The 12,962-nt window shown below is 69.1% G+C and carries 7 protein-coding genes; all 7 read left to right on the forward strand.

The genetic code is table 11. The annotated features are described in order from the left end of the window. Positions 1–54 precede the first annotated feature (54 nt). The 7 genes from rplA (at position 55) to OG689_RS24145 (ending at position 12,763) form a co-directional block, all read left to right on the forward strand. Positions 55–777 (forward strand): 50S ribosomal protein L1, encoded by a 723-nt coding sequence (gene rplA / locus OG689_RS24115; RefSeq protein ID WP_073924350.1) that lies wholly within the window; start codon positions 55–57, stop codon positions 775–777. 218 nt (positions 778–995) lie between these two features. After that, positions 996–1,832 carry a hypothetical protein gene (locus OG689_RS24120; protein WP_266322983.1) on the forward strand — a complete coding sequence of 279 codons (837 nt, stop codon included), beginning with the start codon at positions 996–998 and terminating at the stop codon, positions 1,830–1,832. A 351-nt stretch (positions 1,833–2,183) separates the two neighbouring features. Then, positions 2,184–3,047 carry a hypothetical protein gene (locus OG689_RS24125; protein WP_266322984.1) on the forward strand — a complete coding sequence of 288 codons (864 nt, stop codon included), beginning with the start codon at positions 2,184–2,186 and terminating at the stop codon, positions 3,045–3,047. A gap of 439 nt (positions 3,048–3,486) precedes the next feature. Further along, positions 3,487–4,059 carry a 50S ribosomal protein L10 gene (gene rplJ, locus OG689_RS24130; protein ID WP_266322985.1) on the forward strand — a complete coding sequence of 191 codons (573 nt, stop codon included), beginning with the start codon at positions 3,487–3,489 and terminating at the stop codon, positions 4,057–4,059. Between the two features lie 108 nt (positions 4,060–4,167). Continuing rightward, positions 4,168–4,551, forward strand: a complete 384-nt coding sequence (rplL, locus tag OG689_RS24135; protein ID WP_266327392.1) for a 50S ribosomal protein L7/L12 — start codon at positions 4,168–4,170, stop codon at positions 4,549–4,551. Positions 4,552–5,297: 746 nt separating this feature from the next. After that, entirely contained in the window at positions 5,298–8,771 is a 3,474-nt protein-coding gene (rpoB, locus tag OG689_RS24140) for a DNA-directed RNA polymerase subunit beta (protein WP_266322986.1), read from the forward strand. 101 nt (positions 8,772–8,872) lie between these two features. Continuing rightward, positions 8,873–12,763: a DNA-directed RNA polymerase subunit beta' gene (locus OG689_RS24145; protein ID WP_266322987.1), complete on the forward strand. Its 3,891-nt coding sequence runs from the start codon at positions 8,873–8,875 to the stop codon at positions 12,761–12,763. Positions 12,764–12,962: the final 199 nt, after the last annotated feature.

Consider the following 12,962-nt stretch of genomic DNA (forward strand, 5'->3'; position numbering starts at 1 on the left):
CAGGGCCTGCGCGGCCCGACAAACCACAACTCCGCTATCTATTCAGGAGCAGCAGTGAAGCGCAGCAAGGCTCTGACGGCCGCGGCCGCCAAGGTTGACCGCGACCGCCTCTACGCCCCCCTCGAGGCCATCCGCCTCGCCCGGGAGACGTCCACCACCAAGTTCGACGCGACCGTCGAGGTTGCCATGCGCCTGGGTGTCGACCCGCGCAAGGCCGACCAGATGGTCCGCAGCACCGTGATCCTCCCGCACGGCACCGGTAAGACCGCTCGGGTCCTGGTCTTCGCGACCGGCGAGCGTGCCGAGGCCGCGCGTGCTGCGGGCGCCGACATCGTCGGTTCGGACGAGCTCATCGACGAGGTCGCCAAGGGCCGCCTCGACTTCGACGCCGTCGTCGCCACCCCGGACCTCATGGGCAAGGTCGGCCGCCTCGGCCGCGTGCTCGGCCCGCGTGGTCTGATGCCGAACCCGAAGACCGGCACCGTCACCCCCGATGTCGCCAAGGCTGTCAACGACATCAAGGGCGGCAAGATCGAGTTCCGCGTCGACAAGCACTCGAACCTGCACTTCATCATCGGTAAGGCCTCCTTCACCGACGAGCAGCTGGTCGAGAACTACGGCGCCGCGCTGGACGAGGTCCTCCGGGCCAAGCCGTCCGCCGCCAAGGGCCGCTACATCAAGAAGACCGCGGTCACCACCACCATGGGCCCCGGCATCCAGGTGGACCCGAACCGCACCCGCAACCTCCTGGTCGAGGAGGACCCGGCCGCCGTCTGAGCCCCCGTGCTCTGACCGGCAGTCGCGTCCTGGGCGCAGCTCAGACCGTACGACGGGCCCGTACCCCCTTCACCGGGGGTGCGGGCCCGTCGTCGTTCCCGTCCCGCCGTGGACGGCGAGGGATGTTTCCGGATCGAGACGCTCCTGGCGGCCGACCACGGCCCGGGCCGGATTACGCTCGGCTGACCCGTGCCCGCGTCCGTCCTCCGGAGAGTGTTGTGCCGTCCGATCGAATAGTGGCCCTGGGGGTGGTGGCCACGCTGGTGGTCTTCGGCGCGGCGGTGGCCACCCTGGACGTCCGGGCCGACCCGGGCCCGCAGGCCCGCCCCGGATCGGTGGCGCCCGCCACCACCGCCTCCCGGCCGGCCCGGCAGGTGCTGCTCACCGCCGCCCAGGGCCTGGACGACGCCGGCAGCGCGCGCCTGCGCACCGACCGGGAGGGGCCGCTCGGCCGGGGCAGCGCCGAGGGCACCCTCTCCTGGGGCGCGGCGGACGCGGCCGACCTGCGGCTCACCGACGCGGCGGGCGCCGGCCGGCTGCGGGTGGTGGACGGGGTCTGCTATCTCGCGCACGACGGCACGGCCGGCTGGCGGCGGGCCGACCGGGCGGAGGTGGAGTCGCTCGATCCGAGTGGCGCCGGGGTCGGCGGCTACGCGGGCGGCTGGCTCACCGCCCTGGTCGGCAACCCCGGCGGCCGGCTGCGTCTGGTGGCGCTCGCCGGGCGGCTCGGCGAGCTGGGGCCGACCACCGAGAACGGGGTCGTGGCCACCCACTACCGGGGCAGTGCCCCGGTTGCCGCCCTGTTCGGCGCAGACCAGAACCTGAGCCCGGAGCGGCGCGCGGTCGTCCTGGCGTACTACCAGGCGCAGGGCGTCGAGACCCTCGACTACGACATCTGGATCGGCGAGGGGGACCAGCTGCTGCGGCTGCGCGAGAGCGCCTCGGGCCGGGCGGGGACCGAGGTGACCAGCACGGCGGTCTCCGAGCCGGGGGTCGCCTTCGAGGTCCGGGCGCCGGGGCCGGCCGATTTCGCCGGGGTGCCCGCCGCGGGCTGAACCGGGCGCCGGCCGTCCGCCGCGGCCGCCAGGGGGCAGGGCGCCGCCGGGCGGGCGACGGCGGCGTGACATGGTGGGTGGGCAGGGGGAGAGCGGTTCGGGCCCGCAGGGCCCGGCAGCACCGGGGGAAGACCCGGCCGGGGACCGGGCGCACCGGGGACCCGTGCCGGTGCGGAGCGCCGGACGGGACGGAGCATCGGGCCGCCACCGGGAGTGCACGGCCGGCCAGGCCGGCAGCGGCCCCCGTGCGCGGGCCCGACGGCCGGTGCACGCTGGACAAGCTGGACGGGGGCCCGGCAGGGCGGCCCCGGGGCGCCCGGAGGACGGGTGGCGGACCGACGGGAGACGGGTATGGCGGCGCGGCGGCGGATGACGGCCGGAGTGGCCGCTGTGCTGCTCGCCGGCCTGCTGGCCGGATGCGGCGGCGGGCCGGCGCAGCCGCCCGACCCCTCCGCCTCCGGCACCCCGAGCAGCGCGAGCCCGTCGCCCAGCGACGCCGACAAGCCCACCGACCGTTCGCCGCACGGGGTGCTGCTGTCCGCCCAGCTCGCCATGCAGACCGCCCGCCGGGCCAAGATCACCTACCGGCTCGGCGGTGACAGCGCCGCCGGCCTGCTGTTCTGGCAGCCGAAGACCGCCCTGCAGATCAAGCGCGGCACGCCCGGCACCGCCGAGCAGCTGATCGTCATGGACACCACGGCCTACCAGGGCGGGGACGACGCCACCGCGGCCCGCCTCGGCGGTCACCACTGGGAGAAGTTCGGCGGCGCGACCGGCGCGGACGGCCACAAGGAGGTGCCGTACGCGGGCCTGGTGGACCAGCTCAACCCGGTGGTGGCGCTCACCGCCGCGGCGGCGGCCGCCGACCCGGTGCTGCTCGGCGAGGAGAAGCTCGACGACAACACCGTCCAGCACTACCAGGTCAGCACCACGGCGGAGCGCTACGCGGCGGCCCAGACCCAGCTGAGCGAGTCCCGCCGGGGCGGCCTGCGGACGGCGCTCGCGCCGGGCGGCGCCACCGTGCTCACCCTCGATCTGTGGCTCAATGACAAGGACCAGCTGGTCCAGCTCCGCCGGACCGGGACGGGCGCCGAGGGCGGCACCGACGACACGGTGCAGTACTCCGACTTCGGCGGCGCCCTGTCGGTGCAGGCGCCGGCCGAGGCGGACACCTCCGACACCGGCACCCGCAGCACCTCGCCGCTCGCCCGCTGACCGGGCGCCGGGCCGGCCGGCCCGGCCGAGCGACCGGGCCGGCGTCAGGGGTGTCGGCGGGCGGGACCGGAGCGGGTGGGGCCGGCCGCGTCGGGGGTGTCCGGCGGCGCGATTTGTCGTTCCGGGGCGATCCGGGCTACCTTGGTGCAAGCCAAAGACCGCTGGTTGTCGCTGTGCGCCTGTGAGGGTGCGGGGCGACCGAAGGATCTGCGATTTACCGCAGACAGCCCGCGCAGGAGTGTTTGGAGCTTGGACTTCCGGTCCGCACGGTTCGCCGTTCGGCCGTCGAGGTCTTACTGAGCCCCGTGCGCCTGCGCACCGGGGCTCTCACTGTTTTTGCAGGGTGTCTCCTTCTGATCAGACCGGTGTGTCCGAGGCGCAGATGGTCGACTTTCGCAGGTCGGCCCGACTTCGACATCACGGAAGGAGGCGTAAGCCTATGGCAAGGCCCGACAAGGCTGCTGCCGTCGCCGAGATCACGGACAAGTTCCGTGCCTCGAACGCGGCCGTGCTGACCGAGTACCGCGGTCTGACGGTGAAGCAGGTGAAGAACCTGCGTCGCTCGCTGGGTGAGAACGCCCAGTACGCCGTGGTGAAGAACACGCTGACCAAGATCGCTGCCCATGAGGCCGGGATCACGGAGCTCGACGACCTGTTCGCGGGTCCGACGGCTGTCGCCTTCGTCACCGGTGACCCGGTGGAGTCGGCGAAGGCTCTGCGTGACTTCGCCAAGGACAACCCCGCTCTCATCATCAAGGGCGGTGTCCTTGACGGTAAGGCGCTGACCGCCGATGAGATCAAGAAGCTCGCGGACCTCGAGTCCCGCGAGGTGCTGCTCGCCAAGCTGGCCGGCGGTCTGAAGGCGTCCATGGCGAAGGCCGCGGCCACCTTCCAGGCTCCGCTGGTCGAGTTCGCCCGCACTGCCGAGGCACTGCGCGCGAAGGTCGAGCAGGGCGGTGCCGGTACGCCGGCTCCCGCCGAGGCCGAGGACACCACCGAGGCTGCCGAGTAATTCACGCTCACGCGTGAGGCACTCAGCGTCCGGTACCTCCGGCCGCAGCGGGCCCGTACGCCCGCCATCCCGTACATCCGGCACCTGCCGATTTAGTGGAAGGACGCCATCATGGCGAAGCTGTCCCAGGACGAGCTGCTCGAGCAGTTCGAGACCCTGACCCTCATCGAGCTGTCCGAGTTCGTCAAGGCGTTCGAGGAGAAGTTCGACGTCAAGGCTGCCGCTCCGGTCGCCGTTGCCGCCGCCGGTGGCCCCGCCGCCGTCGAGGCCGTCGAGGAGCAGGACGAGTTCGACGTCATCCTCGAGTCGGCCGGCGACAAGAAGATCCAGGTCATCAAGGAGGTGCGCGCCCTTACCTCCCTCGGTCTGAAGGAGGCCAAGGACCTCGTTGACGGCACCCCCAAGCCGGTCCTGGAGAAGGTTGCCAAGGAGGCCGCTGAGAAGGCCAAGGCCCAGCTCGAGGCCGCTGGCGCCAAGGTCACCGTCAAGTGACTCTCCGCCCCCTCTGAGGGGGCGCGGGGCCGGGCCGATCACCCTTGCGGGTGGTCGGCCCGGCCTTTTTGCGTACGCCCGTCCGAGGATCGGCCCGCTGTGCGCCCGATCGTGGCCGATTGCCCCCTCGGCACTGTCGGTCCGGGCGGGTAGGGTGATCGCTGTCGTCCGGAACGGCCCTCACCACGGGTTCTGTAACGCCGGAGGGGTCTCGGACGATAGGTATGACGAGGTCCGCACTCCGGTGAGGGCCTTGACGAACCGAACCTGGCGCGCGATTCTCAAGGCGCGCCGTGTGCGTGGAGAGCGCGGACGGTTGGCGAGGCCCTGGATGCATATTCGGAGGCCCCAGCGGGAAGTGACTCCATGTGAGGCGCGGTGGCCCGGAGTGTGCGGGCCGGCGGCAGTTCGTGAGGGCAGGGACCACCCTGCGGTCCGGCCCCGAAGGGGGCCCGGAGTGCTCCGGGTGGCGACAGGGAGGAGTCTCCGATTCGGTCTCCGAATCAGAGCTGGACAGCAGTGTGCCTATTGGCTACACTGTCCCTTTGCGCTGCCTGTTAGCTGCTCCGTGACTCGTCGCCCGGAGTGTGCGATGCCCTGAAGGGGCCTGGCACCGCCTCCGCAAAGCGGCTCTGACCTGGGGTTTCCACCCCGGCTGAGACCCACGGCGCCGGGGGTGGGACCAGCCCGTCGAGGCCGGCCGGTACGCGCGCAGTGAGCTCCGAGCCCTCGGAAGGACCCCCCTCTTGGCCGCGCCGCGCAACGCCTCGAACAACGCTAATTCCACCGCCCCGCTCCGCGTTTCTTTCGCGAAGATCAAGGAGCCCCTCGAGGTTCCGAACCTCCTGGCCCTGCAGACCGAGAGCTTTGACTGGCTCCTCGGCAACGCGGCCTGGAAGTCTCGCGTCGAGGCGGCCCTGGAGAGTGGTCAGGACGTCCCCACGAAGTCCGGTCTGGAGGAGATCTTCGAAGAGATCTCCCCGATCGAGGACTTCAGCGGGTCGATGTCGCTGACCTTCCGCGACCACCGTTTCGAGCCGCCGAAGAACTCGATCGACGAGTGCAAGGACCGCGACTTCACGTTCGCCGCCCCGCTCTTCGTCACCGCCGAGTTCACCAACAACGAGACCGGTGAGATCAAGTCTCAGACGGTCTTCATGGGCGACTTCCCGCTCATGACCCACAAGGGCACCTTCGTGATCAACGGCACCGAGCGTGTCGTGGTCTCGCAGCTGGTCCGTTCCCCGGGTGTGTACTTCGACTCCACCCTGGACAAGGTGTCCGACAAGGACATCTACTCCTGCAAGGTCATCCCCTCGCGTGGTGCCTGGCTGGAGATGGAGATCGACAAGCGCGACATGGTCGGTGTCCGCATCGACCGCAAGCGCAAGCAGTCGGTCACCGTGCTGCTCAAGGCCCTCGGCTGGACCAACGAGATGATTCTCGAGGAGTTCGGCGAGTACGAGTCGATGCGCGCCACCCTGGAGAAGGACCACACCCAGGGCCAGGACGACGCGCTGCTGGACATCTACCGCAAGCTGCGTCCCGGCGAGCCGCCGACGCGCGAGGCCGCGCAGACGCTTCTGGAGAACCTCTACTTCAACCCGAAGCGCTACGACCTCGCGAAGGTCGGCCGTTACAAGGTCAACCGCAAGCTGGGCAACGCCGAGTCGCTGGACTCCGGCGTGCTCACCGAGCCCGACATCATCGGTGCGATCAAGTACCTGGTGAAGCTGCACGCGGGCGAGACCGAGTGGCGTGACACCGAGGGCCGGGACATCGTCGTCGAGGTCGACGACATCGACCACTTCGGCAACCGTCGCCTGCGCAACGTCGGCGAGCTGATCCAGAACCAGGTCCGTACGGGTCTCGCCCGTATGGAGCGTGTCGTGCGCGAGCGCATGACCACCCAGGACGTCGAGGCGATCACGCCGCAGACCCTGATCAACATCCGGCCGGTCGTCGCCTCCATCAAGGAGTTCTTCGGCACCAGCCAGCTGTCCCAGTTCATGGACCAGACGAACCCGCTGTCGGGCCTGACCCACAAGCGCCGTCTGTCCGCGCTGGGCCCCGGTGGTCTGTCCCGTGAGCGCGCCGGCTTCGAGGTCCGTGACGTTCACCCGTCGCACTACGGCCGCATGTGTCCGATCGAGACCCCTGAAGGCCCGAACATCGGTCTGATCGGCTCGCTCGCGTCCTACGGCCGGGTCAACGCGTTCGGTTTCATCGAGACCCCGTACCGCAAGGTCGTCGAGGGCATCGTCACCGAGCAGGTCGACTACCTGACCGCCGACGAGGAGGACCGCTTCGTCATCGCGCAGGCCAACGCCCCGCTGACGGCGGACCTGCACTTCGCCGAGCCCCGTGTCCTGGTCCGCCGCCGTGGCGGCGAGATCGACTACATCCCGGGCTCCGAGATCGACTACATGGACGTCTCGCCGCGCCAGATGGTGTCGGTCGCGACCGCCATGATCCCGTTCCTCGAGCACGACGACGCCAACCGCGCGCTCATGGGCTCCAACATGATGCGCCAGGCGGTGCCGCTGCTGAAGAGCGAGGCACCCGTGGTCGGCACCGGCATGGAGTACCGCTGCGCGGTCGACGCCGCGGACGTCATCACGGCCGAGAAGGCGGGTGTCGTCCAGGAGGTCTCGGCCGACTACGTCACCGTGGCCAACGACGACGGCACGTACACCACGTACCGCGCCGCCAAGTTCACCCGCTCCAACCAGGGCACCTCCTTCAACCAGAAGGTGCTCGTGGACGAGGGCGCCCGGGTCGAGGTCAACCAGGTGCTGGCCGACGGCCCGTGCACCGACCAGGGTGAGATGGCGCTCGGCAAGAACCTGCTCGTGGCGTTCATGTCCTGGGAGGGTCACAACTACGAGGACGCGATCATCCTGTCGCAGCGCCTCGTGCAGGACGACGTCCTCTCCTCGATCCACATCGAGGAGCACGAGGTCGACGCCCGTGACACCAAGCTGGGCCCCGAGGAGATCACCCGGGACATCCCGAACGTCTCCGAGGAGGTCCTCGCCGACCTCGACGAGCGCGGCATCATCCGCATCGGCGCGGACGTCGTCACCGGCGACATCCTGGTCGGCAAGGTCACGCCCAAGGGTGAGACCGAGCTGACCCCGGAGGAGCGCCTGCTCCGCGCGATCTTCGGCGAGAAGGCCCGTGAGGTCCGCGACACCTCGCTGAAGGTGCCGCACGGTGAGTCCGGCAAGGTCATCGGCGTCCGCGTCTTCGACCGCGAAGAGGGCGACGAGCTGCCCCCTGGCGTCAACCAGCTGGTCCGGGTCTACGTGGCCCAGAAGCGCAAGATCACCAACGGTGACAAGCTGGCCGGCCGTCACGGCAACAAGGGTGTCATCTCCAAGATCCTGCCGGTCGAGGACATGCCGTTCCTCGCCGACGGCACCCCGGTCGACATCATCCTCAACCCGCTGGGTGTCCCGTCCCGAATGAACCCGGGACAGGTCCTGGAGATCCACCTCGGGTGGCTCGCCAAGCAGGGCTGGGACGTCTCCGGGCTCGCCGACGAGTGGGCCCAGCGCCTGCAGGTGATCGGCGCCGACAACGTCACGGGTGGCACCAACCTCGCCACCCCGGTCTTCGACGGCGCCCGCGAGGACGAGATCACCGGCCTGCTGGACCACACCACCCTCACCCGTGACGGTGAGCGCCTGGTGAACTCCACCGGCAAGGCCCGGCTGTTCGACGGCCGCTCCGGCGAGCCGTTCCCGATGCCGGTCTCGGTCGGCTACATGTACATCCTCAAGCTGCACCACCTGGTCGACGACAAGCTGCACGCCCGTTCGACCGGTCCGTACTCGATGATCACCCAGCAGCCGCTCGGTGGTAAGGCGCAGTTCGGTGGTCAGCGATTCGGTGAGATGGAGGTGTGGGCCCTTGAGGCGTACGGCGCGGCCTACGCGCTGCAGGAGCTCCTCACCATCAAGTCCGACGACGTCCTCGGCCGGGTGAAGGTCTACGAGGCCATCGTCAAGGGCGAGAACATCCCCGAGCCCGGCATTCCCGAGTCCTTCAAGGTCCTCATCAAGGAAATGCAGTCGCTCTGCCTCAACGTGGAGGTGCTGTCCTCGGACGGCTCGTCCATCGAGATGCGTGACTCCGACGAGGACGTCTTCCGCGCCGCCGAGGAGCTCGGCATTGACCTGTCCCGGCGCGAGCCGAGCAGCGTCGAAGAGGTCTGACGGAGGTTGGGCCGGCTGCCCGTACGGACAGCCGGCCCGCCCCCAGGCCCCCTCAGACCAGATGAACGACTTTCGACTTACGAAAGAGGGCTTGACGACCAGTGCTTGACGTCAACTTCTTCGACGAGCTCCGCATCGGCCTCGCGACCGCCGACGACATCCGCCAGTGGTCGCACGGCGAGGTCAAGAAGCCGGAGACCATCAACTACCGCACCCTGAAGCCGGAAAAGGACGGGCTCTTCTGCGAGAAGATCTTCGGCCCCACCCGGGACTGGGAGTGCTACTGCGGCAAGTACAAGCGCGTCCGCTTCAAGGGCATCATCTGTGAGCGCTGTGGCGTCGAGGTCACTCGCGCCAAGGTGCGTCGTGAGCGGATGGGCCACATCGAGCTGGCCGCGCCGGTCACCCACATCTGGTACTTCAAGGGTGTCCCCAGCCGCCTCGGCTACCTGCTCGACCTGGCGCCGAAGGACCTCGAGAAGGTCATCTACTTCGCCGCCTACATGATCACCTGGGTGGACGACGAGCGTCGCCAGCGCGACCTCCCGTCCCTGGAGGCGCACGTCTCGGTCGAGCGCCAGCAGATCGAGAACCGCCGCGACTCCGACCTCGAGGCCCGTGCCAAGAAGGCCGAGACCGACCTGGCCGAGCTCGAGGCCGAGGGCGCCAAGGCCGACGTGCGCCGCAAGGTGCGCGAGGGTGCCGAGCGCGAGATGAAGCAGCTGCGCGACCGTGCGCAGCGCGAGCTGGACCGTCTGGACGAGGTCTGGGCCCGCTTCAAGAACCTCAAGGTCCAGGACCTCGAGGGCGACGAGCTGCTCTACCGCGAGCTGCGCGACCGCTTCGGCACCTACTTCTCCGGCTCGATGGGCGCGGCGGCCCTCAAGGACCGTCTCGAGACCTTCGACCTGGCCGAGGAGTCCGAGCGCCTGCGCGAGATCATCCGCACCGGCAAGGGCCAGAAGAAGACCCGTGCGCTCAAGCGCCTCAAGGTCGTCTCCGCGTTCCTGCAGACCACCAACAAGCCCAACGGCATGGTGCTGGACTGCGTCCCGGTCATCCCGCCGGACCTGCGTCCGATGGTGCAGCTGGACGGTGGCCGCTTCGCGACCTCCGACCTGAACGACCTGTACCGCCGCGTGATCAACCGCAACAACCGCCTGAAGCGCCTGCTCGACCTCGGTGCCCCCGAGATCATCGTGAACAACGAGAAGCGCATGCTCCAGGAGGCCGTCGACGCGCTGTTCGACAACGGTCGTCGCGGCCGTCCGGTCACCGGCCCGGGCAACCGGCCCCTGAAGTCCCTCAGCGACATGCTGAAGGGCAAGCAGGGTCGTTTCCGCCAGAACCTCCTCGGCAAGCGAGTCGACTACTCGGCCCGTTCGGTCATCGTCGTCGGCCCGCAGCTCAAGCTGCACCAGTGCGGTCTGCCGAAGGCCATGGCGCTGGAGCTCTTCAAGCCGTTCGTGATGAAGCGCCTGGTGGACCTCAACCACGCGCAGAACATCAAGTCGGCCAAGCGCATGGTCGAGCGCGCCCGCCCGGTCGTCTGGGACGTCCTCGAAGAGGTCATCGCCGAGCACCCGGTGCTGCTGAACCGTGCACCCACCCTGCACCGCCTCGGCATCCAGGCCTTCGAGCCCCAGCTGGTCGAGGGCAAGGCCATCCAGATCCACCCGCTCGTCTGCACCGCGTTCAACGCGGACTTCGACGGTGACCAGATGGCCGTCCACCTGCCGCTCTCCGCGGAGGCGCAGGCCGAGGCCCGCATCCTGATGCTGTCCTCGAACAACATCCTGAAGCCGGCCGACGGTCGCCCCGTCACCATGCCGACCCAGGACATGGTGCTCGGCCTGTTCTTCCTGACGTCCGACCGTGACGTCGTCAAGGGCGGCGGCCGTGCCTTCTCCTCCACCGCCGAGGCCGTCATGGCCTTCGACGCCAAGGAGCTGGACGTCCAGGCCGTCATCGACGTCCGCCTGCCGATCGGCACCGTCCCGCCCCGTGGCTGGACCCCGCCGGTCGACGAGGACGGCACGCCGAGCTGGTTCGAGGGCGAGTCCTTCCGCCTGAAGACCACCCTGGGCCGCGCGCTCTTCAACGAGCTGCTGCCCGAGGACTACCCGTTCGTCGACTACGAGGTGGGCAAGAAGCAGCTCTCCGCGATCGTCAACGACCTGGCGGAGCGCTACCCCAAGGTCGTCGTCGCGGCGACCCTGGACAACCTGAAGGCGGCCGGCTTCCACTGGGCCACCCGCTCGGGTGTCACCGTCTCGATCTCGGACGTCGTCGTCCCGCCGCAGAAGGCCCAGATCCTCGAGGGCTACGAAGCGCAGGCCGAGAAGATCCAGAAGCAGTACGAGCGCGGTCTGATCACCAACGACGAGCGCAAGCAGGAGCTCATCGGCATCTGGACCCGTGCGACCAACGAGGTCGCCGAGGCGATGAACGCCAACTTCGAGAAGACCAACCCCATCTTCATGATGGTGGACTCCGGTGCTCGAGGAAACATGATGCAGATGCGTCAGATCGCCGGTATGCGTGGTCTGGTGTCGAACGCGAAGAACGAGACGATCGCCCGTCCCATCAAGGCGTCGTTCCGTGAGGGCCTCACCGTCCTCGAGTACTTCATCTCCACCCACGGTGCCCGTAAGGGTCTGGCCGACACCGCTCTGCGTACCGCGGACTCCGGCTACCTCACCCGTCGTCTGGTCGACGTCTCCCAGGACGTCATCATCCGCGAGGAGGACTGCGGCACCGAGCGCGGCCTCAAGCTGGCGATCGGCACGGTCGAGAACGGCGTCCTGCGCAAGACGGACGACGTCGAGACCAGCGTCTACGCCCGCATGCTCGCCGAGGACATCACGGTGGACGGCAAGCTCCTTGCCACCGCCAACACCGACCTCGGTGACGTGCTGATCGACGAGCTGATCCGCCACGGCATCAGCGAGGTCAAGACCCGCTCGATCCTGACCTGTGAGTCGGCCGTCGGCACCTGTGCCTTCTGCTACGGTCGCTCGCTGGCCACCGGCAAGCTGGTCGACATCGGTGAGGCGGTCGGCATCATCGCCGCCCAGTCCATCGGTGAGCCCGGTACCCAGCTGACCATGCGTACCTTCCACACCGGTGGTGTGGCCGGTGACGACATCACGCAGGGTCTGCCCCGTGTCGTCGAGCTCTTCGAGGCTCGTACCCCCAAGGGTGTGGCCCCGATCTCGGAGGCGCAGGGCCGGGTCCGCATCGAGGACACCGAGAAGACCCGCAAGCTGGTCGTCACGCCGGACGACGGCACCGACGAGATCGCCTACCCGGTCTCCAAGCGTGTGAAGCTGCTCGTCAGCGAGGGCCAGGCGGTCGAGGTCGGCCAGAAGCTGACCATGGGTGCCACCAACCCGCACGACGTGCTGCGGATCATGGGCCAGCGTGCCGTCCAGATCCACCTGGTCGCCGAGGTCCAGAAGGTCTACAACTCGCAGGGTGTGTCGATCCACGACAAGCACATCGAGATCATCATCCGGCAGATGCTCCGCCGCGTGACGATCATCGAGTCGGGCGACGCCGAGCTGCTCCCGGGCGAGCTCGTCGAGCGCGGCCGCTTCGAGCAGGAGAACCGTCGCGTGGTCTCGGAAGGCGGCCACCCGGCCTCCGGCCGTCCGCAGCTGATGGGTATCACCAAGGCCTCGCTGGCCACCGAGTCCTGGCTGTCGGCCGCCTCCTTCCAGGAGACGACCCGGGTCCTCACCGACGCGGCGATCCACGCCAAGTCGGACCCGCTGCTGGGCCTCAAGGAGAACGTCATCCTCGGTAAGCTCATCCCGGCCGGTACGGGTCTGCCCCGCTACCGCAACATCCGGGTCGAGCCGACCGAAGAGGCCAAGGCCGCGATGTACTCGGCCGTCGGCTACGACGACTACGACCTGTCGCCCTTCGGCGCCGGCTCCGGCCAGGCCGTCCCGCTGGACGACTACGACTACGGCCCGTACACCGGCTGACAGTCCGTACCAGGTACGCCGCAGGGCGGCCGCCCCCTCGGGGGTGGCCGCCCTGCGGCGTTTCCGGCTGTCGGCAGGAGACCGGTGCGGGTGCGCCCCAAATCTGAATGCTTTTCATACTTATTGACCGGTGGGGGTTCCCCGGTCTCAACCTGGTCTCAGCGTGCGGCTGTTGGCATGGCCGAGCAGTCGGCGGAAC

Origin of the sequence: Kitasatospora sp. NBC_00240 (genome assembly GCF_026342405.1) — a bacterium.
Taxonomy (GTDB): Bacteria; Actinomycetota; Actinomycetes; order Streptomycetales; family Streptomycetaceae; genus Kitasatospora.